This window comes from Kribbella alba (assembly GCF_039529635.1).
Taxonomy (GTDB): domain Bacteria; phylum Actinomycetota; class Actinomycetes; order Propionibacteriales; family Kribbellaceae; genus Kribbella; species Kribbella alba.
Genome location: NZ_BAAANE010000004.1, coordinates 353,793 through 380,449 on the forward strand (window position 1 = coordinate 353,793; position 26,657 = coordinate 380,449).

Sequence of the window (26,657 nt, forward strand, 5' to 3'; positions counted from 1 at the left end):
GGGGGCTAGGCCTCTTCGGTGACGGCGGGTGGTCTTCGGCGTGGCAGCGGACGGCGCGGCGGCTCCGGGTCGACGTCGTTGCCTGCCAGGTGATTGACGATGGTGTTGAGCACGGCGATCGTCGGTACTGCGACCAGCGCGCCCACGATTCCCGCGATCACCACCCCCGTCGAGATCGCCAGGATGACCGCCAGCGGGTGAACGCTCACCGCCCGGCCGAGCAGGAACGGCTGCAGCACGTGCGCCTCCACCTGCTGCACCAGGATCACCACAGCAAGCATGATCACTGCCACCACCGGCCCCTTGGCGACAAGCGCGACCAGTACTGCGACGATGCCGCTCACCAGGGCGCCTACCACCGGTATGAACGCGCCGACGAACACCAGGATCCCGATCGCGCTCACCAGTGGCAGGCCGAGGACAGCCGCCCCCAACGCGATCCCGACGGCATCCACCGCGGCCACGATGATGGTGGCCCGGACGAAGGCCGTCAGCGTGACCCAGGCCTTCCTTCCGGAGGAATCCGCCTTCGGACGAGCCGGCTTCGGGAACAGGCGGACCAGCCAGGCCCAGATCTGCTCGCCCTGATAGAGGAAGAAGAACAGGCAGAACAGCGCGATGAACAGCCCTGCCACGACATGCGTGGCGGTGGTACCGACCGCGGCGGCGCGCTGACCGAGCGCGCCGCCGGACAGCACGGTGTCCTTCAGACTGTTGAAGGTGTCGGTGATGTCCTTGTCGCTGATGTTCAGATTGATCCGGGCGAGGTCCTTCAACTTCTCGAAGCCTTCGCCGACCCGCGTCGACAGACTCGCGAACTGGCTAGCGATCTGCGCGCCCACCAACGTCAGCAGCCCGGCGACGAGCACGATCGTGCCGACTACGGTGATGCCGGTCGCCGGACCCCGCGGCAGCCCCAGCTTGGTCAAGCCGTCCATCACCGGCACGAGCAACGCGCAGAGCAGGATGCCGACCACCACCGGAACGACGACCTCGGAGACGTAGCTCAGGGCGAACCCGATCACCCCGATGGCGGCCACGATCACGAGGAACCGCCACGCCCAGGCGCTGGCGATCTGCATCGCCCGTGTCACCCCGAGATCCACTGGACCACGACTCGATCCCGCCCCCAGACTGGGTTCGGCCTCAGGCACCACGGTGTCGCTGCTGCGTTCGGCGGCGGCGTTGTCCGCGACCGGACTCTCCTCCTCGCGGCCCACATCGGCCGCGTCGTCCCGCTCCACCACTTCGCTCATGACACCCTCCGGATCTCAACTGCTCCAGAGACTAGTGCCCGTCGGCTGCGGTTCCATGAATATGTCCGGCCAGTCCCTTGGCCGCCGCTGGATCGAGGTCGGCCAGCAGGCCGACGCCGGCCAGGACGTAGTCGGAATCGACGCAGGTCCGTGCGTTGGAAGGAACTAGCCAGCCCTCCTCCTGAGCAGCGACCGCGACGCCGGCCAGGATCCGGGCCGCCACCTCAGGCCCGTTGTGCCGCAGCACTCCCCCGGACCCGACCAGTAGATCCACCTCGCGCAGATCCTTGCCGGATCGCTCGATCACCCGACCACCCGGCCCGAAGACGACCCGCTGCCGACCGGCATGCCGCCGCAACGCAACCGTGGCAGCCACCCGGGCCAGCGTCTCGTCGTACGACGACTCGACCGCATCTCCCGGCAGGTACGACGGGTCGTCGTGGCGGCGTGTCGCCGCGGCTCGCAAGGCGGCGTCCTCGGCCAGGAGTCCAGCCTCGACCCCGGCAGCGACCACCGGTACCGCGCTCCAGCGCATGCCGAGGTCGCCCTCCACGGTTCGGGTCACCGGGTGGGTCGCGACCACCTCGCGGCCGAGATTCGCATCCTCCGGATCGAGCTCGATCACCGAGTGGACGTCGGTGGTCGCGCCGCCGATATCCACCACGGCCACATCCCCGTGGAGCGACGCCAGCACCTCGACGCCGCGCAGGACGACGTCGGGTGTCGCGGCCCGGACCATCCGGGCGAAGCCGGGGTCGCGGGACAGATTCTTGCCGCCGATCACGTGCGCGAGGAACATCTCCCGGATCGCGGCCCGCGCGCTGTCCGGTGCGAACCCCCCGATCTCCGGGACCACGTTGTCCGCGAACACATGCGGCACGTCCGCGCCCGCCAGCAACTCGCCGACGGCTGCCTGCGCCTCGACGTTGCCAGCAGCAACCACCGGACGTCGCCACTCGTACTTCGCGAGCACCGCAGCCGCGTTCTCGATCACCGCCGAGTTGCCGCCGTCCGTTCCACCCAGCAGCAGCACGACATCCGGTCGCTCGGCGCGCAAGGCCTTCAAAGAGGTTGCCGTCAGCCCGCCGTTGACCACCGCAACGACCCGGCCGCCGCTGGACAGGGCAACTCGCCTGCCGGCTTCAGCGGTGACCAGCTCTTCGTTGCCGACGACACCGATCCGCAGACCGCCGCCGGCACTTGAACACGCCAGCACCTCGGCCTTGGCGACGCCGCGATCCACCGCCAGCAACGCAGTACGGCAGGCATGCCAGCCGTCCATCACATCGGTATCGAGGGTGGTGCGGTGTTCGGCCCGGGCGATCAGCTCGCCCGAGCCGGCGTCCACCGCGATCGCCTTGGTGAAGGTCGACCCGAAGTCGACCGCCACAAACAACGCCACTAGGCCATCGCGCGGTCGAGATCCGCCAGCAGGTCGTCGATCGTCTCGATCCCTACGCTGAGCCGGATCAGGTCGGACGGCACCTCGAGCGGGGTGCCGGCGACCGAGGCGTGCGTCATCTTGCCAGGGTGCTCGATCAGCGACTCGACACCGCCGAGCGACTCGCCCAGGGTGAAGACCTCCGCCTTGTTGCAGATGTCGATCGCGTGCTCCTCGCCGCCGGTCACCCGGAACGATACGATCCCGCCGTACCGCTTCATCTGCTTGGCCGCGGTCTCGTGGCCGGGGTGGCCGTCGATGCCCGGGTAGAGCACCGAGGTGACGCCCTTGTGCCGCTGCAGGAACTCCACGACCTTCTCGGCGTTGTCGCTGTGCCGGTCCATCCGGACACCGAGGGTCTTGATGCCGCGCAGGACGAGCCACGAGTCGAACGGCCCGGCGACGGCACCGATCGCGTTCTGGTGGAAGGCGATCTTGTCGGCCAGCTCCGCGTCCCGCACGATCAGCGCACCGCCGACCACGTCCGAGTGACCGCCCATGTACTTCGTGGTCGAGTGCACGACCACGTCGGCGCCCAGCTCCAACGGCTGCTGCAGGTAGGCCGAGGCGAAGGTGTTGTCGACGACCAGCAGCGCGCCGGCGTCGTGCGCGATCTGCGCGACGATGGCGATGTCGGCCACGTTCAGCAGCGGGTTGGTCGGCGTCTCCAGCCAGACCACCTTGGTCTTGCCGGGGCGGATCGCGGCCCGGATCGCCTCCGGGTGGGTCACCGCGGCCGGGGTCATCTCGACGCCCCAGGCGCCGAGCACCTTCGAGAACAGCCGGAACGTGCCGCCATAGGCGTCATCGGGGAACACCACGTGGTCGCCCGGCACGCAGAGCGAGCGGATCAGGGTGTCCTCGGCGGCGAGACCGCTGGCGAACGCGAACCCGCGGGTGCCGGCCTCGATCGCGGCCAGACACTCCTCCAGCGCGGTCCGGGTCGGGTTCGCCGACCGGGAGTACTCGTAACCGTTGCGTAGCCCGCCGACGCCGTCCTGCTTGTAGGTGCTGGTCGCGTAGATCGGCGGGACCACCGCTCCGGTGGTCGGGTCAGGCTCGTTCCCGGCGTGGATGGCGAGCGTCTCGAAGCCGTACTGGTGTTCATGGGTCACCGGGTCAGCGTACGACCTGGGCAACTGGTATCACCGATCCAGGGTCTGCAGGCGGACGGTGAACAGCGGCAGGAGGACGTGCACAAGCGGGCCGATGGCAAGCGCGTACGCGACCGTGCCGAAGCCGACCACGCCGCCGAGGAGCCAGCCGACGGCGAGCACGGTCACCTCGAGCGTGGTCCGGACCAGCCGCACGCTCAGCCCGGTACGGCGTACCAATCCCGTCATCAGGCCGTCGCGCGGGCCGGGGCCGAACTGGGCGCCGATGTACAGGGCGCCCGCGAGGCCGTTCACCACGATGCCCGCTGCGATGAACACGATCCGCAGCCAGAGGGCATCCGGGGTGTGCACGAGGGACAGCGTCAGGTCGGTGACCAGGCCGATCACGATGGCGTTGCTGATCGTGCCTAACCCCGGCCACTGCCGCAGCGGGATCCAGGCCAGCAACACGATGAAGCTCATCGCGATCACGATCGTGCCGAAGCTCAGGGACAGGTGCCTGGTGATCCCGGAGTGCAGCACGTCCCACGGATCCAGGCCCAGGTTGCTCTCGATCATCAGCCCCATCGAGGCGCCGTAGAGGGCCAGTCCGACGAAGAGCTGGATCAGTCGGCGCGGGAGTTGTCCCGCCTTCAGTTGCTGAATCGGGTTCAGGGCAGCGAGCGTGCGAGGAGCTTCGGCGGTGGCGGTCACATGAACCAGTTTGAGCGCGATTGGCCTGGCAATCGATAGCCAATTGGGCAATAGTGGACTGCATGACTGGCCAACACCTTCCTGCCAGCACCCTGTCCGGTCTGCTCGGCGACTGGTCCGACGCATCCGGTCCGGCCTACCGGAGCCTGGCCGAGCGGCTACGACTACTGATCGCGGACGGGCGGATCACGCCCGGCGCCCGGCTGCCGAGTGAGCGCGAACTGACCGAGGCGCTCGGAGTCAGCCGCACCACCGTCGCCTCGGCGTACCGGGAACTGCGCGACCGCGGCTACCTGACCAGCCGGCGAGGCTCGGGCAGCGTCACCGCGCTGCCCTCGAAGGTCGAACCAGAGCTCGGCCGCCACCACGCCCCCGGGATCGACATGGAGGGGCTCTACGACTTCACCTGCGCCGCCTCCCCGGCCGTGCCCGGCATCAGCACCGCGGTCGGCCAGGCGCTGGAGGATCTCCCGCTGCATCTGGCGACCCCCGGCTATCACCCGCAGGGGTTGCCGGCGCTGCGGGAGGAGATCGCCGCGTCGTACGCGGCTCGCGGATTGCCCACGTCGGCAGACCAGATCATCGTCACCGCGGGAGCACTGGCGGCCACCTCGATCGCGATCCGGGCGATGACGCAGATCGGCGACCGGGTGCTGACCGAGAGCCCGACCCACCCGAACTCCGTCGACGCGATCCGGCGCAGCGGCTGCCGGGTGGTCGCCGCCCCGATGAGCCCCGGCGGCTGGGACCTTCCTTTGCTGGAGGCAACGATCCGGCAGACCGCACCCCGGGCCGCCTGGCTGGTGGTGGACTTCCAGAACCCGACCGGGTGGTTGATGTCGGCAACCGATCGGCAGCGGCTGGCGGTCGCCTTCGCCCGGAGCCGGACCACCGCGATCATCGACGAGACCTTGTTCGAGTTGTCACTGGACGGTCAGGAACTGCCGCCGCCGTTCGCGTCGTTCGATCCGGCCGGCGTGATCACCGTCGGCTCGGTCAGCAAATCGTTCTGGGGCGGCCTGCGGATCGGCTGGCTCCGCGCGCCGGAGTCGCTGGTCGCTCGCATCCTCGACGCCCGCGCCTCCCTCGACCTCGGCGCACCCGTCCTCGAACAATTGGTGGTCTGCGGTCTACTGCGGAACAGGTCGTCGATCCTGCCGGAGCGCCGGGCCGGGCTTGCTTTGCGCCGGGACGCCCTTGCTGCTGGGTTGCGGGCCGCCTTGCCGGACTGGCGGTTTGACCTGCCGGGTGGCGGGTTGTCGCTGTGGTGCGAACTCCCCGAGCCAGTGGGTTCCAGCCTGGTCGGGGTCGCGCAGCGGAACGGCGTACTGCTCGTGGCCGGCTCCCGATTCTCCCCGGACGGCGGGTTGGAGAAGTTCATCCGCCTTCCGTATACCCTCGAGCCGGACACGCTGCGTGACGCAGTACAGCGGCTTGCTCACTCTTATCACCAGATTGCCGCGGGGCCAGGCGTTCGCCGTACGGCGGCCATGATCGCTTGACGTAAACGCCCCGTAATCGCCGCGGGGAAGGTTCACCCGGCGAAGGGTGTTGGAGGACTATAGAGTCACTCTGCGAGAGGCGTGAGATGTCGTTCTTCAAGCACAAGACAGCCCTGGTCGAGCCCGAGGCCGCCCTGCCCGGACGCCCGGAGCCCGGATTCGCCGTACCGGCGGACAACATCGTGCTCGGTACGCCGCAGACCGCACCGGCCCCCGAGGGGTACGCCGAGGTGTGGTTCGGCACCGGCTGCTTCTGGGGCACCGAGGAGATCTTCTGGCAGCAGCCGGGGGTCTACACCACAGCCGTCGGCTATGCCGGTGGCTACAGCCCGAACCCGACGTACGAAGAGGTCTGCTCGGGCCGCACCGGTCACACCGAGGCCGTCCGGGTGGTCTACGACCCGACCAAGACCACCTTCACCGACCTGCTCAAGGTGTTCTGGGAGACGCACGACCCGACGCAGGGCATGCGCCAGGGCAACGACCTGGGCTCCCAGTACCGCTCGGCCGTCTACTACACGACCGACGAGCAGCGAGCCGAGGCCGAGCGCACCCGCGACCTCTACGCCCCCGTGATCGCTCCCCTCGGCTACGGCGAGATCACTACCGAGATCGCCCCCGCCAAGGACTTCTACTACGCCGAGGGCTACCACCAGCAGTATCTTCGGAAGGTGCCCAACGGCTACCGGTGCCACAGCTCGACCGGTGTTCCGTTCCCGCGGGATTGACGAGGGGCCTTGGCAGTCACGGGAGGGTGACCTGGCTAGCATGACGGCGTGCTGACTCCCGCGCCCGCGACCGGCGCCGACGAACTGGCCGCGCTGGCCCCATCGGGCACGATTTTCGATGCACAGCGCCGCGGGATCGAGGAACCACTTACCGGGACGTCGCGGTGACGGAACCACCAGTGCCGCCCGAAAGCCCAAAGCCGGCATCCGTCGCGGTCGGCGACTTGTGGGACGAGCGTCGATGGCGGCTGCTGGAGGCGCTGGAGCGTCAGAGCGAACTCTTCGCTGGCTTGTACCGTCGAGCGATCACAGCGCTGAACGAACGCCCATTAACCCCGGATGCCATCGTCGTTGCAGGGCATTGCATTCGTGACTTGGCAAACGGTCTCCCGGATGTCATCGGCGACGCCGGTGAGATACCGGCCTACGTTGACATGTCAGCACCAACTCAACTGTTGGCAGCTGTCTGGGATAACAACCAGGACCACCTTGGACCGCTACACACTCCCATCCCAACTGGCGCGCCGCCGGACGGTCCCGAGCGAGTGATGGCCGTGCCGACCGCGTTGGTGGAGGCCGCGCGCAAAGTGGCAGCGGCTAGCAGGACCGCAACTGAGAACAATCGCCGCCGCCGAAGCGCACTGGCCTTGGGGCGGCAGGAGCCACGCCCAGACGCGACCGTCAAACTCTTCGACAAGAGTGTGCGCGCCTTTGAGATCGTCCGTCACCCAGGACGTGGCAGAGAGATTGATCTCGACGCCGCGATCGCGCGCATCGACCAGGCACTCCCCGTCATCGAAGCGACCCTCGAAGCAAGAGTTGGACGGTTCTTCGAATCGGTCGAAGACTTGATGGATGTAATCAGCGCGGCGAACAAGCGAACCGAGGGAGGTCAAGAGTGACAGCGAACCTTGGCCAGTGGCAGGAGCCGGACGAACGACTGATCAGCGACGTCTTGGCTCGGATCGGCGAGACACAACATCGCCGCGTGTTCTTCGACAGACTGGAGAACCCACTCTGGGTTGCAGCCCTGCTGCGGCGGCGGGTGTTTGCCACCCCACCGGCAACGCGTGTCGATAGTGAGGGGCGCGAGTATTGGCAGCCGTGGCCCGAAGGCGAGTACCTGGTACGTATGGCACCCCATGTGCCTGAGGATGTGACTGAGGCATTGATCGCTGCCGCCCATAGCACGAACAGAATCGTTCAGGGAACGATCCTGCGCGCTGCCATTGCGCTCCCCGTCGAATACTCTGAACGGTTAATTGACTCGATCTCGCAGTACGTCGCGAGCGGAGCCATGAGCTACGCGCCGGAGATTGCCGACCTAATGGCTCACTTCGCTGCCGCAGGCAAGGAGGCGCCAACTGTTGCCCTGGCGAACGCTGCATTCCTCCCGCGCATCGACGTAGCCGGTGATGCATCGTCGAACCCACGCAGAAATGTGATTGCGGGACTCGAGCCCTATTTCTACGGCGAGTTGCTGCCTCGAACCGTCGAGATCCTGTCGTCAGTTCAAGGATCACGGACGCTGGAGACACTGACAGATTGGTTAGACGCTTACCTTGTTGCCTCTGACCAGTTCGTCGGTCCTGACGGATATGACCTGACGCATCTCTGGCGGCCGTCCATTGCTGCGCACGAGCAGAATCACAGGTACGAGGACTACGGGGACGTACTGGTTGATGCAGTACGTGACCTCAGCACGAAGCAGGCAGCCGACGGTCGTCCCATCACCGAGGTTCTGACGACGTTGGAGAGAACACGACAACCGCTTCTGACTCGAGTCGCGTTGCACACCATCTCAGTGCGAGTTGAAGCGGACTCTGCCGCGCGACAGGTCGCAGCATCTCGACTTCTTGATGTCAAGCTCCTCGAAATGTCGTTCCGCCACGAGTACGCCGAGCTGGCGAGCGCGGCGCTCCCCGTACTCGACGAAGCCACAGTGGAGAGGTGGCAGTCTCTTGTTCTCGACACTCTTCCGCCTGTGGACGATGCCTTCAGAGAGCGCGCATCTCGTCGTCAGGAGGAAGGTGAATCATTCGACCAGGCACAGGAGCGCGTTCGAGAATACTGGCAGCTCCAATTGCTGAGCGGAATCAGGGCGCAGTCGATGCCGCCTCGGTGCATCGATCGCCTCGCAGAACTGGAAGCCAAGCACGGCACTCTTGATCATGCGGCCTTTCCAAGTTGGTCGGCCTCGTGGGTCGGTCCATCGAGTCCATTATCTACTGAGGAAATCAATAGTCTCGGTCCGGACAAGCTGATCGACCAACTGCTGACCTGGGAGCCGCAGTCTGTAGAACCCTGGGGGCCGTCTAAGGAGGGGTTTGCGCGCGCTTTCCAGGAAGCAGTCAAGGAGAACCCCGCGCCGTTCCTCGACCGGGTGGAGCGCTTCGCGGACCTCGGTCCAACCTACGTGGGCGCCCTGTTGGTAGGACTTCGGGAGGCTGTTCAAGAGGGAACCGAGATCGACTGGAAGGCGGTTCTCTGGCTAGGGGCGGTAGTGACGTCCAAGGGCGACGACAGCGACGAGGTCAACCGTGAGGATGATGAGGGTTCAGTCTGGCGATATGCGCAGCGCAGCGTCGCCTCATTGCTGGAAACAGGGACTGCGGCATCAGATGCTCATGCGCTCCAGCCCGCCGAGTACGGCGAAGCGGTGGAGGTGCTGGCTCCCCTTGTGAGCCACAGTGATCCGACTTCGGAACATGAGGCACGATACGGCGGCTCGAATATGGATCCGCTCACGCTGTCGTTGAACACGACGCGTCCCGCGGCCATGCGTTCACTTCTCCACATCGGGTCGAAAGCCCGCGACCAGGTCGGCTCCCGCGGAGACGGAAGCCAACTCGACCACGTGATCGATCGCGTGCTGGCGCTGGCAGCAGGTAGGCTCGGAGCCACGCGGGATGAGAGTCTCGCCGAGGCGGCGGCGTTCGGAGAAGGATTCGGCCGGCTGGTCTGGATGGATCGGACATGGGTGGAACTCCGAGAGTCACAGCTCCTGTCACCGGACCCGTTCGGCGACGTTGTGCTCACGGTCGCGCTATCTGCCTATAGGCCAGGCAAGGTGTTGATAGAAGTCTTGACTCCTGCAGCGAGACGACTACTTCAGAGAAGTGCAGGCGGTGAGGAGATCACCCTCGGGTGGCGTAATGACCGAAACGCGGTGGAGTTACTGGGCGACCACCTTGCGATGCTCCTGATATGGGACTCGTTGCAGAGGACCGACGCCCTGGTCGCAGCCTATTTCGACGTAGCGTCACCCGCAGCGATCTCGCGTGTTCTCGGACACCTGGGATGGTTGATTGGTCGCTCTGATGAGCCTCTCCCCCCCGACCTCATCGAGCGTGCGAAGAATCTTTGGGACTGGCGCGCCGATCTTGTGCGCTCCGGTGAGGCCGACCCGGAAGAACTCAGCGAGTTCTACTGGTGGGCGCGGAGTGATCAGTTCGAGCCTGAGTGGTGGCTACCTCGCTTGGCGCAAGCCGTTGAAAGTCCCGCCTTCGACTCGAGAGGCCTCATCGGTGAACACCTTGAAAAGGCCGCTCCGATTTCGCCGACCCAGGTGATTCACATCCTCGAACGATTGCTGGAAGGTCGCGAGGAACCGATGTCTCGTTACGACCTAGTCGAACACGCACCAGGAATCATCGCTGCGGCTCTGGACAGCGGCGACGTGCACGCGGTCGAGTCGGCGGAGCGAGTCATGGACTTCTTGGGACGGGGCGGCCACCTTCGGATCAAGGAACTGGTTCAGCAGCAACGCGTTCGAAGGTGAGCAACGCGGCGTCGCCTTATACCCGTACCTGGAGCCGGGTGCTATGCAGACAACCCTTCTATCGCCTTCCTGGTATCGCTACCACCAGCTCTGACCGTACCTTGGTAGTGACCTGGTCAGCCAAGACCAGATCACCCATCGGGTAGTCCGCGCTCGGATAGGAGCGAACAGCGGCCTAGTTGGGTGCCTGCGGGTTAGTGTTCCAGCGCCTTCGGAGCACCTCGGTGGCTTGGTGTAACGCGGCAGCGTATGCGAACGATTCCCAGAGAGGGACGGGCAAGAGCGCCGGCCCGAGTGCTGGACTGGGAGGTCATGTTGCGTCTGCCAATCGTGCTGATGCTGATCGGTGTGTTGCTCGCTGGCTGTGGGTCGGCAAGCGACAAGGGTCCCGCGACGTTCGTGGCCAAGGCATCTGACCAACTGTCGATCGTTCAATGGACCGAGGATGGTGACGGCGTACTGACGGGGACCTATCAGGTGGTCTCGGCCTCGAGCAAGTCCGACGGGCCAGCCACTGAAAGCTCGAACGCCAGCATCCGGGGGCGTGTTTCGAAAGGTGCGCTGAACCTGACCGTTGATGGCCTCACCACGGTGACCGGGACGTTGTCGGGCGACACTTTGACGCTCTCTGTGCCCCAGACGGACGGCGGCGTCCGGACCGTGACTTACTCGCGCTCGACTATCGCGTCGTACAACCGTGCTGTTGAAGCGCTGGCGGCGCGTGTCGCTACAGAGCGGGCACAGCGGGCCCAGGCCGCCGCCGACGCCAGCGCGGCGGCAGCACTCGCAGGCGACGAACAAGCACTCGCGGAGAGCATCGGTAATGTTCCCGCGCTGACCAGCGCCGTCAAGTCAGCCGCCGGCGGACTGAAGGCAGCCGTCGGCAAGGTACAGAGCGCCCTCAAGGCGCAGCGGGCTGCGCTTGCCGCGGTGAAGTCGGCTGACTGTATTGACGTATTCACAAGGATCGCCGACGAGGGCACCGCGTACGCGGACCTAATGACTGCCGAAGCGGACTTCGAAACCGCAACGACGGACCTCGCGAGCGCCGAGCAGGATCTGCAGACAGAGATCACGTCCATTCAGGCGTCCGCGCAGAGTGTCCAAGCAAAGGGCGGCACGGTGCCCGACCTTTCGAGTACGACTGACGCAGCCGGAGTTCTGCGCCAGTCAGGTACGACGACGAAAGCAACCGCGACAGTTCAGAGTCTGACAACCTCTGCAGAGCAGATCGACACAGCTGCGAACGACCTTGCGAGCCGAGCCTGCTGACTTCCCGGCAACAGCGCCTGCGCACAGCCCGAGAGTTGTACTATCGCGAAAGCGCCCTGAGGCGCAGTCTGATCTCATGGCCAGCTTCGAGAGTGTCTGGGAACGCATGAAGACCTGCGAGGGCCAGGAGTTCCACACCAAAACAGATCTTCCGTTCACGTACCGGATCGACGGCACGACCGTCATCCCAGACCGAACTGGCTATCCCATCCATATCAGCCAGTTTCGGAAGGCCTTCGACCTGATGCCGCTACAGGGTCCAGGTGAGATCAATCGGTTGGTTCGCGGGCCTGCCTACGTGTACGCGATCCTGAGCGACTGGCGCACACGCCCCTAGGTCACAGCTCGTCTGTCATGCCGCTCACCGCATGAGCACCCAACTCAGGCATCGGCTCGTGTTACGCGTGGTTCTATCGCCTTCACGACATGGTTACCACCAGCAGTATTTGCGGAAGGCGCCGAACGGGTACAGGTGCCACAGCAACACCGGTGTTCCGTTCCCGGCCGACACTGATTAATCCTGACACCATCCGACAGGCCGCGCCGGAAGACTCTCGCATTCGCCCAGCGCGGGAATGCCGATGTGGAGCAGCCGTGGCTGCGCGGGCAGCTCTAGCGATCGGGATACGGACATCACCCGTGGGACTGGGCCAGTCTCGAGAACATTGCCTCTATGTCAGCGTCAGATGCCCAGGCACGGCCAGGTCGCGGTCGGGCCGCCGGAGTGGAGGCCAACTGCCCCGCTCTGGCCTCCTCGCGCTCTTCATCCTCGCTGGCTTTCTCCCGCAGCAGATCGGTGACCTCGTCCAAGCCAAACCTTTGTGCGTGGTAGATCAGGTCATCGAGGTCGGGCGGCGAAGGATCCCAGCGATCTAACTCACTCTGAGAATGCTCTTCGAAAGCGATAGCAAGGTCTGCCGGGTGGTCCACCCCTCGATCCTCTTGCAAGTAGTCCAAATAGATATTCCAGTCGGTAGTTTCGGAGAGTTGGCCAGAGAGCCAAGATTCGAGCGCAATCTTGATATAGTCTTTGACCTCACCATGAATGAAGTCTTCCCTGCCGACTGCTTGCACAAGCTTTACCGCGTCTGGTTTCCAGCCTTTCCCTTGTTTCCAACGATCCGCCACATAGCGTAGTTTGTCGTTGATCCAAGAAACATCTGGCCGCGCCGCCGCAGGAAGATTAAGAAGTAAGAGCAAGCGCCTCTCAAGGTATCCAAATGGCGGCTCGTAACCAGTCATGTACCCGGTCTGATTCAAGATTCGATCAGGTGTCGGCCCATCGAATGTGCGCGTAAATCCTGCGGCTACATCCGGCCAGAAATCATCTAGTGGTAACGCATCAGTTGGACCGACGGTGGACCGTCGACCCAAGCTAACTCCGCCAGTACGCGCTGTTGCAAGCGTCGACAGTTGTTCGAAAAACATGGCACTCCGCACAAGACCGGCAAGAAGCTCGTGATCGTTGGCAATTACGTCGAGCAAAAACTCGCCCACAGACGGGCTATAGAGCCCCGCTGCTGGATCGTCATCTCGCTTGGACAGAGCGACAAACGTGCCTTCTGCAACTTCCAGCGACGCCCTGAGGCCACGAACTGACGTCGGGATCCCCATATGGGCGCAGAACGAGAAGTGAGCAGACTGCAGATCGTTGATGCCAACTTCGGCCGGGAAGGATGCCACGACGACGAGAAGAGCTCTCTGCTCCTCCGTCAGATGTCGGTCATACGCTTCGCTCCAGATCTCTTCTGGGTGAGCGAGCGCATCAACAAATCTATCCAAGTAGTCATCCGCCGCGAGACCAAAAGAAGGCCGTGTACAATATTCGATCAATCGCGGACTATAGTTGGGATGATCCACAACACGCGACCAGCCGCCATCCGCAAGGCCACGCAATGACTCCCTCGAGATGTCCGCGTGCCAAATGTGATTGTAGAGAATCCGCGCCTTGTCCAGCCGTGAGTATGCTTCAAGCTCAAGCAAGAAATGCAGGCGACGATCCATTCGTTCGAGCTGGCGATAGTCACGCCGTGCGTCGCGCAAAATGTACTCACGGGTTGTCATTATAAGTAGCTTTGATTCCATGCCCGAAACCTTGCCAATGAAGTCAGAGAGACGAGCGTCCTCATTCTTTCCCATACGTTCAGAGAACGTTATCTTGCCAAGGAAGTCATCGTACAGGAATACCTGCAGCCGATCGCCCTGCATCGCCGCCCAAGCCTCGTCAATATCCATTGACACTTCTACAGGTTCGAACCCTCGCGCAATGGCTTCTGCAACAAGCATTCGAGCGAGAACCGTCTTCCCGATTCCCGGTTCGCCAGCAATGAGACAGACTTTGTGTTCACTAAGTAGCCTTGTCGCTAGCCCGAAGGCCGTCGAATCGACGTAGCGATGTAATGTGCGCTCAAGGCGTTCACGAAGAGCTTCAGAGCGGTTCGCCAGCTCGCTATGGGTAGCCCAAAACAGTTGGGTCCCCGAAGCCAACCAAAGCTTGACATGCCGCCGCTCGACCTCTGGGTGACGGGCGACAAGTTGATCGACATCGAAACCGCTGTATACGTCTTGAGGACTCCTCATGTGCTCGCTGAAGAGATTGTAAATCTGCTCCTTTTGGCTCACCCCGAGCTCTTGTGACGTGATGAACTTGTATTCAGTGAATTCAAGGTTTGCCAATTTGGGCACCTCTTCTCTCGCAGCGGCCAGCAGCTGCGAGAATGAGGATTTTGGATAGTGCTTACACTGCGCGATGCCAACATCTCCAGTCTCGAGTGTCCACCGGAGATCGACACCACCGTCGCGCCCACGAGCGAAGCGCTCCACGGGAATCCCCAGATCAGCGGCTAATAGATCGCAAATGAGAGCCTCGAAGTCGAGGTCAGTCAGAACGGACCAGTTCCTCACCCGTCGAGAGTGCCAGATCCATCGGCATCTCGCACCCAGCCAGATCGGGCGGGCAGGGGTTGTCGAGCCCAAGGAGATGCGCTGAACCTTCGGCGAGCGCATCCAAGATGGTTGCGGGCACGATGTTGCGTCGCGGCGAGCAGTAGCCTGTAGCAACGCGTGGCGTGCTCCACCACGAGCTACACCTGACCGGCTCGGCAGTCAACTAGACAACGACCCGGGCCGACGGAGCGTTGCCCCAGATCCGGCATGGCGCAGGCTTCGAGTCGCGGGCGAGCGCTTCGCGTCATGTCGACATCCCGAGCGTCACCGGGCTAGGTTGGCCGCCCGATGACTCCAGGTTCTATCGCCGCGGGGGTACCGCTACCACCAGCAGTACTTGCACAAGAACCCCAACGGCTACAGGTGCCACAGCAACACCGGCGTCCCTTTCCCAGCTGACGCCTAGGTTCTGGTACGACGGAGGAGCAGAGCCCCCCACCGCTCGCTCCTCCCTCGCCCGCTGCCCACCCAGATACGCCGCTGAAGCTGTGGCTGGCCCGGCTTGAAGCGCGCAGGCTGGCTGTACCGACCGACAGGACGTAGTGCGAACTCAATCGCCAGACCACCGTCCTGTCAGGCACGAGAGACCCACACCCAAGCGAGCACCTCCTGTCGGTCGGTACGGAGCGCGTGCCTCGGTCCTACGAACAATTGTGGTCATCCGCTGGGTATCGAATTGAACGCTGTCGTCAAAGAGGTATTTACGTTGAACGGGCGTACAGCGGGATCAGCCGGGCAGTGACTTGGTGAACATGAGGGTGGCGTCGTCGTCGTTTCGGACCATTTCGCCCGGCGGGATCTGCTGGAGCTTGTACAGGAGGCCGCGGCCGTCGGGAATGTAGCCGCGGCGTACATACATCCGTTGTGCCGTGCCATAGTCGGCGTACAGCCCAACACCGATACCGACTACCTTCGACCGCTCGGCGACCAGCGCTTCGGCGGCATCCATCAACCCGGTGCCGATCCCGCGTCGGCGGAACTTCGGCAGCACGTTGAAGTCCTGGATCTCCGGGATGCCATTGAACGGTTCGTACGGCGATTCCCACCACACGGTGACGTATCCGGCGTACTCGTCGTCGATGGTTGCCACCAGCACGCTCCGCTGCCCGGCCCGCTGCTGCGCGACGTACTTCTCGTACTGCGACACCGGCTTGTCCCACCCGAGCGCGGTCATTGCCGCCGAGATCACCTCCGGGTCGTCATCCCGCAACGCCCTGATCACGTATTCCGAGCCGCCCACGAGATGTCCTCCCAGTCCCAGCATCCGACGCCCGCAGGCTAGCCCGTCGGCCACCACCGCGTCCTCGGGTTTTCCGCGAGACGTTCTATCGCCTTGGCGGCACTGCTTCCACCAGCAGTATTTGTTCAAGAACCCGAGCGGCTACAGGTGCCACAGCAACGCCGGCGTCCCGCTTCCCAGTTGACACCGAGCTAGTACGACGGAGGAGCGGCCCCCACAGTCGGTCTCCCACACCCCGGGACGCCCCTCCTACGTCGCGGCTAAGACGTTGGTCGGCGTGGGCTTACGCACGATGCCGGCGTACCGACCGACAGGACGTAGTACGGGTTCAAGACGCAGACCGCCTTACAGTCAGGCGTGGGACAACCCAACCACCCGATCACGTCCTGTCCGTCGGTACACGCCCGGCGGTGCCAAGGGTCACAGATCGCCGCAGTTGATGCCGTGAATCAGCTCACGATCAGCCAGGCAGTGACTCGGTGAACATCAGGGTGGCGTCGTCGTTCGGGACCATCTCGCCCGGCGGAACCTGCTCGAGGTTGTACAGCGGGCCGCGGCCGTCGGGCATGTAGCTGCGGGGTGCGTACGGTGCCGTTGCCGGCGGATGCCGCCGCTGACGGTCAGCCCATGCTTTTCTGGCCGTCGATTGTTTCTCGGATGATGTCGGCGTGGCCGGCGTGCTGGGCGGTTTCGGCGGTGATGTGGAGGAAGACGCGGCGGACCGTCCAGAAGACGCCCGGTGGCTGCCAAGGGGCGGCCGGGAGTTCGTAGGTGGTGTCCAGGTCGAGAGTGCGGACGAGGTCGTCGGTGGCGGCCGCGACCTTCTCGTACTCGGCCAGCACGCCGGCCAGCGTCTCGCCCTCGGTGAGGCGGAACTGGTCCTCCCACTGAGCGATTCGCTCCGGGGTGTACTCGATCTCCTCGGGCGCGTCCTTGCCGCCGCCCGCTTGGGCGAAGTCCGCCCACATCCGCTCGACTTCGGTGACGTGTTTGATCAGGCCGCCGATCGTCAGCGCGCTGACGGTACTGCGGGTGTTCGCCTGCTCGTCGCCGAGACCTTCCGCGGTGTGGCGCAGGAAGTAGCGGTGCTTGGTGAGGAAGTCGAGGATGTCGGCGCGCTCACCGGTCACGATCTGCTCGTTCGCTGTCATGCATTGAGCTTAGGAAGAACGGAGGACAGTTCACGACCCCTATGACAAGCACATCGGACGGCGGGCCGCGCGATCAGGCGACTTCGACGGGGAGTTCGACGTGCAGGGACGTTCCCTCGCCGGCCGGGCTCGCGACCGCGATCTTCCCGCCGAGCGCCTCGACGCGATCCGTGAGCCCGATCAGGCCGGAGCCCCGGGCCGGATCGGCGCCGCCGACCCCGTCGTCGCGAATCCTCAGGGCGAGGATGCCGTCGACGGCCTCGACGCGGACCTGGGCAACCGAGGCGTGGGCGTGCTTGGCAGCGTTCGCGAGCGCCTCCGAGACGACGTAGTACGCCGCCACCTCGACGCGCTCCGCCAGCCGCTGCTGGACGCGCACGTCCAACTCGACGGGGACGGCCGAACGACGAGCGAGCGCCCTCAGCGCGGGACCGAGGCCGCCCTCCGACAAGATCGCGGGGTGGATGCCCCGTGAGAGCTCACGGAGATCATCCAGCACACCGGTCAGTCCGTCGCCGACCTGAGAGAGCTGAGTTCTCAGGTCCACGCTCTCGGGCAGCGCCACCGCCTCCGCGCCCCGCAGTTCGAGGGTGAGCGACACCAGGCGCTGCTGTACTCCGTCGTGCAGGTCGCGTTCGAATCGCCGGCGGGTCTGATCGGTGGCCTCGACGATCCGCACCCGCGACGCGGCCAGGTCCGACCGCGCCTCGAGATTCGAGATGGCCGTGGCGACCAGGTCGGTGAACTCGCCCATCCGGGACTCGGTTTGCGGCGGCAACGGCTCCGGTTGCGTCGACATCGCGATCATCAAGCCCCAAAGCCGCCCTTGTACGACGATGGGGCTGCCGGCCGCTGAGCGGATGCCGACTGCTCGGGCGACGTCCGCCGTAGGGCCGGTGGCGCCTGGGACGTCGTCTAACCGGGCCGGCCGGTGTGTTCTGAAGACGCGACTTGTGACGTTGTCGCCTTCAACGGGAACGCTCGTGCTGACCGGAAAGCGAATCTCTTGTTCGGTCCACTCCGCCACGTAAGTCGCGGTGCGATCGGGCTCGTAGCGAAGCATCGCGGTGGCGTCGACGTGTAGCAGCCTCCCTACCTCCTCCGCGACCTTGGCGAAGACCTCTTCGGCCGGGCGTTCTTCCGCGACCATCGTCGCCACCCGCCGCAGGGCCGCCTGCTCGTCCGCGAGCCGTGTCACCTCGGCCCCCGCTTCGGTGTTCGAGATCGCCGTCGCCACCAACTCGGTGAAGTCGGTCAAGCGCGCTTCCGCGTCAACAGGGAGCGCCTCAGTGGCCGACCAAGCAACCATCACCCCCCAGAGGCGACCCTCGACGACGATCGGCGCACCCATCACCGACTTGATCTTCAGCCCGCGGACAAAGGCCAGCTTCTGCTCGACGTCGTCGTAGTTGTCGATGCGGGCGACACGCCCGGTCCGGAGCACCTCGGCGGACACGCTCCTGCCCTCGAGCCTGGCGCGGTCAAAGGAAGCGGGGTCATATCCCGGTTTGCTCCATTCGATGAGATCGACGATCTCTTCTTCGCCCTCGTAGCGGATGATGCGGGTCGCGTCGACATCAAGCAGCGTGCCCGCCTCCTCAGCCACCACAGCCAGCAGTTCCTGCGCGGGCACCCCCTGCGCGACCCTCGTCGCCACCCGCCGCAGGGCCGCCTGCTCATCCGCAATCTGTGCTCGTGCCGCCTCGGAGGCCCGGGCCTTGCGGGTCGCCCGCGCGGCCAGCTCGCCGATCACGACCGCCACCGCGAGGTAACCCAGCAGCTCCGCCAGGTTCGCGGAGTCCGGGATCGCGAGCGGAACGATCGGAGGCACGTAGTACCAGTCGTAGGCAAGCATGCCCGCCATCGCGATCGGGACGGCGTAGGCGACCCCCTCGAACCGAGCCAGCCCAACAACGGCGGCGAGGAGCAGAATGCCGAAGATCACGATCGGAACATCGGACTGGATGCCCGCGACAACCAAGGCCACCAGAACAAACGTTCCGGCGCCCGCTAGGTAGGCCAGCGCGATCTCGACGCCGAGAGGGATCCGTTGCGCGCCCGGCACGGTGCTCATCTTTCGAGGCTAGCCAAAGATCGTGACAATCACTAAGAGCACTCGATGAGCCCAAAAGCGCGATCCCTGCTGGCATTGGAACGCGGCTCCTTGCCGAAGGTCGGGGAGCCGAATCGCCCCGAACCGCAGTGCTAGGTTCCTGCGACTGTCACTAGGTATTGATTCCGGAAGCAGAACGTCCGGAAGCCGTTCTACCGTGAAGGACGTCCTCACCGTTCGCACGAATGAGGGCAACTTGAAGTGTTCTGCGACCGCTGGACCCCGCCCGGATGGTCGGCAGGCGGCGCGGTCACGCGAGTTCGACGGGGAGTTCCACCTCCAGGGACGTTCCCTCGCCGGCCGGACTTGCGATCTCGATCTTTCCGCCGAGCGCCTCAACGCGATCGGCGAGTCCGATCAGGCCGGAGCCCCGACCGGGATCAGCTCCGCCGACGCCGTCGTCGCGAATTCTCAGAGCGAGGATGCCGTTGCCGGCGTCGACACGGACCTGTGCAAGGGAGGCGTGGGCGTGCTTGGCAGCGTTCGCGAGCGCCTCCGAGACGACGTAGTACGCCGCCACCTCGACGCGATCCGCGAGCCGCTGTTGGACACTCACGTCCAGCTCTACGGGGATAGCCGAACGTCGGGCCAGCGCCTTGAGCGCGGGGCCGAGACCGCCCTCCGACAGGATCGCGGGGTGGATGCCCCGCGAGAGCTCACGGAGATCGTCCAGCACACCGGTCATTCCATCGCTGACCTGGGAGAGCTGAGCTCGGAGATCAGCGTGCTCGGGAGGCGCTATCGCCTCGACCCCCCGGAGCTCGAACGTGAGCGACACCAGGCGCTGCTGAATCCCGTCGTGCAGGTCGCGTTCGAATCGCCGGCGGGTCTGATCGGTGGCCTCGACGATCCGCACCCGCGACGCGGCCAGCTCCGCACGCGCCTCGAGGTTCGAGATGGCTGTGGCGACCAGTTCGGTGAACTCACCGATCCGGGACTCGGTTTCCGGCGGCAACGGCTCGGGTTGCAGAGACATGGCGATGATCAGGCCCCAGACCGCACCCTTGACGACGATCGGGCTGCCGGCCGAGGAGCGGATGCCCTTTGCCCGGGCGAGGTCGGCAGAAGGGCCGGTGGCGGCCGCGAAGTCGTCTATCCGGGCTGGTCGCCGGGTCCTGAGGACACGAGAGGTGATGTTCTGCCCTTCGACGGAGACGCCGGTGCCCATGCGGAAGCGGATCCCTTGGTCGCTCCATGCCGCCACGAACGTCGCGGTGACGTCGGGCTCGTAGCGAAGCATCGCGGTGGCGTCGACGTGCAGCAGCCTGCCGACCTCCTCCGCGACCTTGGCGAAGACCTCTTCCGCCGGGCGCTCCTGCGCAACCATCGTCGCCACTCGGCGCAGGGCAGCCTGGCCGTCCGCGAGCCGTGTCACCTCGACCCCCGCCTCGGTGTTCGAGATTGCCGTCGCGACGAGCTCGGTGAATTCGCCGATCTGGGACTCGGTGTCCGGGGGAAACGCCGTCTCGCTCTTCGACGAGGCGGCGATCACGCCCCAGAGGCGGCCCTGGACCACGATGGGACATCCCACCGACGAGCGGATCCCAAGCTCCAGGGCCTCTTGCGCGATCGGGCCGGAGGCGCGAACGAAACTGTCCACCCGCATCGGACGGCGGGTCTCCTGCACCAGCGCCGCGATACTCACCCCCTCGATGGCCAACCGGGTGCCGAGGGCAAGCTGGTGAGCGCGGTCCTTGCTCCAAACGCCGACTCCGGTCACCGTTCCGTCCGACTCGTAGCGCTCCAGTCGGGCAAGGTCTGCGCCGCAGAGCAGCCCGACCTCGCGGATGACACTCTCGAACACCTCGGCCGGAGGCACGCCACGCGCGACGAGGGTCGCCACCCGCCGCAGTGCGGCCTGCTCGTCCGCGAGCCGGGCCATCTCGGTCCGCGCTTCGGCGTTCGAGATCGCCGTGGCGACGAGGTCCGTGAAGGCGGCGATCCGCGCCTCCGTGTCCGCCGGGAGCGGCTGGTCCTGGTCGGAAGAGGCGATCATCACGCCCCACAGCTTGCCGTCGACAACGATCGGTGCCCCGACCGAGGATCGGATACCCAAGGCTTGAACCCAGGCGGCGACGTCACCGGAGGCATCGTCGTAGTTGTCCATTCGCGCGGCCAGGCCACTGCTGAACACCAATCCGGAGACGCTGGCGCTGTCGGGAGTGGCTCGAGTTCCGGCCGGCACGCGACTGCCATCGGCGCACCAGTTGCCGACCGCGGTCGCCGTACCGTCGGGCTCGTAGCGCGCCATGTTGGTCACAGCGACGCGCAGCAGCCCCCCGATCTCACCGGCAACCGCTTCGAAGACCTCGGACGGCGAGACACCGCGCGCGACGAGGGTCGCCACCCGCCGCAGCGCGGCCTGCTCCTCCACGAGCCGTTCGACCTCTCTGCGCGCTTCCGTATTCGAAATCGCCGTGGCCACCAGTTCGGTGAAGTCGGTCAAGCGGGCTTCCGCGTCAGCAGGGAGCGCCTCTCTGGCCGACCAAGCAACCATCACCCCCCACAGGCCACCCTCGACGAGGATCGGCGCACCCACCACGGACTTGATCTGCACGCCGCGGGCGAAGGCCAGCCTCCCCTCGACCTCCTCGTAGTTGTCGATTCGGGCGACGCGCCCGGTGCGGAGCACGTCGGCAGACACGCTCCTGCCCTCGAGCCTGGCGCGATCGAAGGGAGCGGAGTCATATCCGGGCTTGCTCCAATCGGTGACGTTCACGATCTCGTCCGCGTTCTCGTACCGGTTGATGCGGGTCGCGTCGACAGCGAGCAACGTGCCCGCCTCCTCGGCCACCGCCGCCAGCAACTCCTGCGCGGGCGCGCCCTGCGCGACCCTCGTCGCCAACCGTCGTAATGCCGCCTGCTCCTCCGCAATCTGGGCTCGTGCCGCCTCGGAGACCCGGGCGCGGCGAGTCGCATCCGCCGCCAACTCGCCGATCAGCACGGCAACCGCGAGGTAGACGAGCAGATCCACCAGGTTCGCGGAGTCCGGAAACGCGAGCGGATGGACCGGCGGCAGGTAGAACCAGTCGTAGGCGAGCATGCCCGCCATGGCAGTCGGGACGGCATAGGCGACGCCCTCATGCCGAGCGAGCGCGACAACGGCGGCGGCGAGCAGAACGCCCAGGAGCACGAGGGGAACATCCGACTCGATACCCGCGACAACAACGGCCACCAGAACAAACGTTCCGGCGCCCGCTAAGAAGGCCAGCGCGATCTCGGCGCCTAGTGGAACCCGTCGCGCGCGCGGCGCGGTGCTCACCTGATGAGGCTAGCCAAAGATCGTGACAAGCACTACGAGACGTCGATGACTCAGAACGAGGTCGGGTCCGCGGTACCTGAGCCAGCTCGAACTGAGACCTCAGCCGGGCAGGATGAGGTCCAGCTCCAGGCCGCCGTCCCGTCGTTCTGCACCACCGTCAGCCGCCAGCACCACGTCCAGCAACTCGGTCGGCCGCTGGGCATCCAACGCTGTGCCCGCACAGCGATCCGGCGCGCATCCCGGCGGGGCCCGCGGTGCCGAACATCCGCGATCCACAGGTGGTTCGGGTGAACGACCGCCTGTCTGTCGTCACGACGGGCCGTTCACCGAGGCGAAGGAAGTGCTGGCCGGCTATTTCCTAGTGGACTGCGACGGGCCAGAACGAGGGGCCCAGCTCGCAGCCAGACTCCCTGAGGCGGCCCACTCCCCGATCGAGATCCGGCTCATCCCGTGAACTCAGCCGAACCGGAAGACCTGATGGTCGGGGAGCCAAGCGAGCCGCCGGGCGACGTCGATAACCGTGCTGCAGGTGAAGCAGCGGTACCACGCACAGGCCGGACGGGTCCTCGGGCAGTGACCTTCGAGTGAGTCGTTCTTGCAGACGAGACAGGTCATCGCCTTTACCTTCCAAATCGGGGAAAGCCCCGAAGAGGTGACCGGGACCTGGCCCTGGTCGCGCGCTGCGAGACATCGGTAAGCCTACGGGGGCGCACCACTTTTCCCTTGCCCTGTGGGTGAGGTCACACCGTTGCCCATAGCATCAGGCGAACTGCCTCCGACCACACCGACGACCTCGGTCGCGTCTCAAAGCTCCCACCCCTGATCGCCTGGAGCTTGCCTGGCCCGAATACCAGGGCCTGACTTCTTGCGCTCTGACGCAGATCGGGTCTCAAATGGCTGGTGAGGCTTGGCGAACGGGCAACTCGGGGTGCGGTAGGCCGACCACTGCATCGCGTGTGCCGACATGCTGACGTTCGGTCGTCACGAAGCGACACGCGACAGCATGGAGGCAACCGCATGAAGTTCACCGCCCAACTGACCCGCCGCAGAGCGTTGGGGCTGGCAATCGCGTCAGTCATTGTCGCGGCCGGCCTGACCACCCCGACTGTGTCTGTGGGCGCGACAGCGGCCGCCACAGGCACGCGCGCTATCCCCAGCGGAGGTACTACGAGCATTCGGTCCGGCCCCACGGGAGTCAACGGGCTCCAGCAGCCCGAGTTGCGTCCGAATGGGAGGGCTGAAGAGGGCAGTGCCGAGGCCAATCGTGCGCGTCCGGGGTCCAACGACAGCCCGTTCCCCGACAGCCCACTCCCGCCCCCGAAGGTCCAGTCCAGCGCCGTGGCACGGTCGAACCCCGATGTGGCAGTCAGCGTGAATGGCCTGACGCATCGCGATCAGCGCTTGGCCAACGGCGGCAACCAGTTCTCCCTCGAGCCGCCCGACCAGGCGCTGTGTGTGGGCAATGGGTACGTCGTCGAGGCGGTCAACAGCGTGCTCCGGGTCCGGAGCGCCAGGACCGGCGCGGCATTGAGCGGAGTACAGGACATCAACACGTTCTACGGCTATCCCGCCGCGGTCAACCGCGCGACCGGGGTGATCGGGCCGAATGTCATCGACCCCGTCTGTCTGTACGACCCCGACCACGGGCGTTTCGTCGTGGCCATCACGACCCTGCACGTTCGGCCGGACGGCGCCTTCACCGGCCGGAACACGATCGACGTCGCCGTGTCCAACGGCCGGAGCCCGTTGGGTAACTGGACCATCTACCACGTGCCGGCCCAGAACGACGGGACCGAGGGAACGCCCAACCACGGCTGCACCGTTGATGGCACGAACCCGGGTCCCTGCTTCCAGGACTACCCGCACATCGGCGCGGACGCCAACGGAATCTACATCTCGACCAATGAGTACGACCTGTTCGGACCGAAGTACAGCGCCGCGCAGATCTTCGCGTTCTCCAAGGCGCAACTTGCCGCCCACGGGTCGAGTGTCAACGTGACCCTGGTCGAGGACCTCTCCGTCGCTGGTACGCCTGGCTTCACGGTCTGGCCGGCCAACTCACCGAAGGGCGAGTACTCGAAGGAGCGGAACGGCACGGAGTACCTGCTCAGCACCATCGCCGGCGACGGCAGCGAGACCGGCAACCCCACCCGCACGGCAAACAAGCTGGGCATCTGGGCGATCACGAATACCAAGTCGCTGAATACCGCCACGCCCGCGCTGGGGATCACAAGCCGCCTGACGAACAGTCAGACCTACGTGTTCCCGCCGAAGGCGACCCAGAAGCGCGGTCCAATCCCGCTCGGTCAGTGCATCAACGACACAAAGCTGCTGACACCGTTCGGGGACGGGTGTTGGCGGGCCTTCTTCGTGAATGAGCCTGCCCACAACGAGGTCGAGTCCAGCCCCGACTCGCTGGATTCTCGGATGCAGCAGACCTGGTACGTCAACGGCACCCTGTGGGGCTCCTCCGGTACCGCGGTCAAGGTCAAGGGTGAGCTCAAGGCAGGTATCGCCTGGTTCGCCGTGCGCCCGAAGATCGACGACGCCGGGCAGATCGAGGGAAAGGTGAAGAAGCAGGGGTACATCGCCCTGGCTGACAACAACCTCACCATGCCCGCCATCGCTTTCACGCGAGACGGCAAGGGTGCGATCGCGTTCAGCGTCATGGGCGAGAAGTACTACCCGAGCGCCGGCTATGTGCGCATCAGCGAGAACGGTTCGGTAGGCCCGATCCACATCGCGTCGAAGGGCCTCGGGCCGGACGACGGTTTCAGCGGGTACAACGCGTTCACCAACGGCGCGCCGCGGACCCGCTGGGGCGACTACGGCGCGGCTGTGTCCGACGGCGACACGATCTGGATGGCGTCGGAGTACATCGGCCAGACCTGCACCCTGGCCCAGTACGCGGACTTTGCCAGCTTCGGAAGCTGCGGAGGCACTCGCACGGCACTCGCGAACTGGTACACCAGGCTGACCAAGCTGAGTCAGTGAGCTGAACGACTGCGGACCGGGCACCCCGCCCGGTCCGCGGCTCGGGGTTGTCGCTGGCGGGCTCTACGGCCCAGCACTCGGCGCGGCTTCCGAGCGACCATCTTCGGGTCGGGGTGAAATCGCTGGTGGAGCTCCTGCGGACAGGGTCGGTCCGCAGTACCGGCGACAATAGGACGATGGACACTGCCGCCCGCGTACTGCGCCTGCTGTCGCTGCTGCAGGCTCGCCCGCAGTGGGACGGCGCCGAGCTCGCCAGCCGCCTGGAGGTCACCTCCAGAACCGTGCGCCGGGACGTGACGAGGCTGCGGTCGCTCGGCTATCCGGTCGAGGCCGACCCGGGGTTAGGCGGCGGTTATCGCCTCGGCCACGGCGGCCGCTTGCCGCCGCTCTTGCTGGATGACGACGAGGCTGTCGCCGTCGCTGTCGGGCTCCGGGTCGCGACCACGACGACGATCTCGGGCATTGAGGAGGCGGCGATAGCAGCGCTGGCCAAGCTGCACCAGGTGCTGCCGACCCGGCTCCGCGAGCAGGTCACCGCGGTCGCCGGCAGCACGGTTCAGTTGCCGCCGGGCGATCTGCCGTCGATCGACGGTGAGGTTCTGGTCGCGCTCGCGGCCGGCTGCCGGCGTACCGAGGGCATCCGGTTCACCTACCGCGACCACGCCGGCCGGGCAAGCGAGCGGTCGGTCGAGCCGTTGCGGATCGTTCACACCGGCAGACGGTGGTACCTCGTCGCGCGGGACCGCGATCGCGGAGCTTGGCGGACGTTCCGCATCGACCGTGTCACGGCGCCGACACTGACGGGCCACCGCTACCGCTTCGACGACCCGCCGGACCCGGTCGCCCTCGTCGCCGAGGGAACGGGCCTCGCCCCTTGGGAGATCGAGGCTCGCGTACTGGTCCGCGCCGATGCCGACACCGTGACTCGAGTCATTCCGCCCGGCCAGGGCGTTGTGGAGGTTGTCGACGCGACATCTTCCGTACTGCGCTTTGCCGCGAACGACCTCGCCCCGCTGGTCGACTACGCCGCGCGGATCCCGTGGGAATTCGAGGTGCTCGAGCCAGCGGAATTGCGCGAAGCCCTCCAGGAGCTCGGCGAGCGGCTCACCCGCGCCAGCGCCAGTACTGCGTGATCGAGCGACCGGTGGTCACCACGCGACCGT

General features: G+C 65.6%; 18 protein-coding genes. 9 read left to right on the forward strand and 9 right to left on the reverse strand.

The window, feature by feature from the left end; translation table 11 throughout:
* Positions 1–5: 5 nt before the first annotated feature.
* The 4 genes from ABD210_RS08465 to yczE are packed head-to-tail and all read right to left on the reverse strand — an operon-like array spanning position 6 to position 4,505.
* Entirely contained in the window at positions 6–1,256 is a 1,251-nt protein-coding gene (locus tag ABD210_RS08465; protein WP_344110411.1) for an AI-2E family transporter, read from the reverse strand.
* 31 nt (positions 1,257–1,287) lie between these two features.
* A complete protein-coding gene (locus ABD210_RS08470) occupies positions 1,288–2,658 on the reverse strand; it encodes a glutamate mutase L (RefSeq protein ID WP_344110412.1) in 1,371 nt (456 codons plus the stop codon).
* Complete coding sequence (locus tag ABD210_RS08475) at positions 2,658–3,812, reverse strand: cystathionine gamma-synthase (protein ID WP_344110413.1); 1,155 nt, start codon at positions 3,810–3,812, stop codon at positions 2,658–2,660. The genes ABD210_RS08470 and ABD210_RS08475 overlap by 1 nt, the downstream gene beginning before the upstream one ends.
* Positions 3,813–3,842: 30 nt before the next feature.
* Positions 3,843–4,505: a membrane protein YczE gene (gene yczE, locus ABD210_RS08480; protein WP_344110414.1), complete on the reverse strand. Its 663-nt coding sequence runs from the start codon at positions 4,503–4,505 to the stop codon at positions 3,843–3,845.
* Positions 4,506–4,567: 62 nt separating this feature from the next.
* Here yczE and yczR point away from each other — a divergent pair, with 62 nt between their 5' ends.
* The 6 genes from yczR (at position 4,568) to ABD210_RS08510 (ending at position 12,125) form a co-directional block, all read left to right on the forward strand.
* A complete protein-coding gene (yczR, locus tag ABD210_RS08485; protein WP_344110415.1) occupies positions 4,568–6,007 on the forward strand; it encodes a MocR-like transcription factor YczR in 1,440 nt (479 codons plus the stop codon).
* 86 nt (positions 6,008–6,093) lie between these two features.
* Positions 6,094–6,735: a peptide-methionine (S)-S-oxide reductase MsrA gene (msrA, locus tag ABD210_RS08490; protein WP_344110416.1), complete on the forward strand. Its 642-nt coding sequence runs from the start codon at positions 6,094–6,096 to the stop codon at positions 6,733–6,735.
* A 164-nt stretch (positions 6,736–6,899) separates the two neighbouring features.
* A complete protein-coding gene (locus tag ABD210_RS08495; protein ID WP_344110417.1) occupies positions 6,900–7,637 on the forward strand; it encodes a hypothetical protein in 738 nt (245 codons plus the stop codon).
* A complete protein-coding gene (locus ABD210_RS08500) occupies positions 7,634–10,516 on the forward strand; it encodes a hypothetical protein (RefSeq protein ID WP_344110418.1) in 2,883 nt (960 codons plus the stop codon). The genes ABD210_RS08495 and ABD210_RS08500 overlap by 4 nt, the downstream gene beginning before the upstream one ends.
* A gap of 312 nt (positions 10,517–10,828) precedes the next feature.
* Entirely contained in the window at positions 10,829–11,788 is a 960-nt protein-coding gene (locus tag ABD210_RS08505) for a hypothetical protein (protein ID WP_344110419.1), read from the forward strand.
* Positions 11,789–11,864: 76 nt separating this feature from the next.
* Positions 11,865–12,125, forward strand: coding sequence for a hypothetical protein (locus ABD210_RS08510; protein WP_344110420.1), 261 nt, complete (start codon positions 11,865–11,867; stop codon positions 12,123–12,125).
* A 296-nt stretch (positions 12,126–12,421) separates the two neighbouring features.
* Here ABD210_RS08510 and ABD210_RS08515 read toward each other — a convergent pair whose 3' ends face one another.
* The 5 genes from ABD210_RS08515 to ABD210_RS08535 form a co-directional block, all read right to left on the reverse strand.
* Positions 12,422–14,692 carry an nSTAND3 domain-containing NTPase gene (locus ABD210_RS08515; protein WP_344110421.1) on the reverse strand — a complete coding sequence of 757 codons (2,271 nt, stop codon included), beginning with the start codon at positions 14,690–14,692 and terminating at the stop codon, positions 12,422–12,424.
* 769 nt (positions 14,693–15,461) lie between these two features.
* Complete coding sequence (locus tag ABD210_RS08520; protein ID WP_344110422.1) at positions 15,462–15,974, reverse strand: GNAT family N-acetyltransferase; 513 nt, start codon at positions 15,972–15,974, stop codon at positions 15,462–15,464.
* Positions 15,975–16,594: 620 nt separating this feature from the next.
* A complete protein-coding gene (locus tag ABD210_RS08525) occupies positions 16,595–17,125 on the reverse strand; it encodes a DinB family protein (protein WP_344110423.1) in 531 nt (176 codons plus the stop codon).
* Positions 17,126–17,198: 73 nt separating this feature from the next.
* Positions 17,199–19,199 (reverse strand): GAF domain-containing protein, encoded by a 2,001-nt coding sequence (locus ABD210_RS08530; protein ID WP_344110424.1) that lies wholly within the window; start codon positions 19,197–19,199, stop codon positions 17,199–17,201.
* 289 nt (positions 19,200–19,488) lie between these two features.
* Positions 19,489–22,500 carry a GAF domain-containing protein gene (locus ABD210_RS08535; RefSeq protein WP_344110425.1) on the reverse strand — a complete coding sequence of 1,004 codons (3,012 nt, stop codon included), beginning with the start codon at positions 22,498–22,500 and terminating at the stop codon, positions 19,489–19,491.
* A gap of 361 nt (positions 22,501–22,861) precedes the next feature.
* Here ABD210_RS08535 and ABD210_RS32420 point away from each other — a divergent pair, with 361 nt between their 5' ends.
* The 3 genes from ABD210_RS32420 (at position 22,862) to ABD210_RS08550 (ending at position 26,627) form a co-directional block, all read left to right on the forward strand.
* Positions 22,862–22,954: a hypothetical protein gene (locus tag ABD210_RS32420; RefSeq protein WP_425552666.1), complete on the forward strand. Its 93-nt coding sequence runs from the start codon at positions 22,862–22,864 to the stop codon at positions 22,952–22,954.
* 884 nt (positions 22,955–23,838) lie between these two features.
* Positions 23,839–25,494: a hypothetical protein gene (locus tag ABD210_RS08545; protein ID WP_344110427.1), complete on the forward strand. Its 1,656-nt coding sequence runs from the start codon at positions 23,839–23,841 to the stop codon at positions 25,492–25,494.
* A 176-nt stretch (positions 25,495–25,670) separates the two neighbouring features.
* Positions 25,671–26,627, forward strand: a complete 957-nt coding sequence (locus ABD210_RS08550; RefSeq protein WP_344110428.1) for a helix-turn-helix transcriptional regulator — start codon at positions 25,671–25,673, stop codon at positions 26,625–26,627.
* Positions 26,628–26,657: the final 30 nt, after the last annotated feature.

Coding starts and splice junctions, on each gene's coding strand:
- ABD210_RS08505 (WP_344110419.1), top strand. CDS start 10,829: ATGTTGCGTCTGCCAATCGTGCTGATGCTGATCGGTGTGTTGCTCGCT.
- msrA (WP_344110416.1), top strand. CDS start 6,094: ATGTCGTTCTTCAAGCACAAGACAGCCCTGGTCGAGCCCGAGGCCGCC.
- ABD210_RS08510 (WP_344110420.1), top strand. CDS start 11,865: ATGGCCAGCTTCGAGAGTGTCTGGGAACGCATGAAGACCTGCGAGGGC.
- ABD210_RS08525 (WP_344110423.1), bottom strand. CDS start 17,125: ATGACAGCGAACGAGCAGATCGTGACCGGTGAGCGCGCCGACATCCTC.
- yczR (WP_344110415.1), top strand. CDS start 4,568: ATGACTGGCCAACACCTTCCTGCCAGCACCCTGTCCGGTCTGCTCGGC.
- ABD210_RS08530 (WP_344110424.1), bottom strand. CDS start 19,199: ATGAGCACCGTGCCGGGCGCGCAACGGATCCCTCTCGGCGTCGAGATC.
- ABD210_RS08465 (WP_344110411.1), bottom strand. CDS start 1,256: ATGAGCGAAGTGGTGGAGCGGGACGACGCGGCCGATGTGGGCCGCGAG.
- ABD210_RS08550 (WP_344110428.1), top strand. CDS start 25,671: ATGGACACTGCCGCCCGCGTACTGCGCCTGCTGTCGCTGCTGCAGGCT.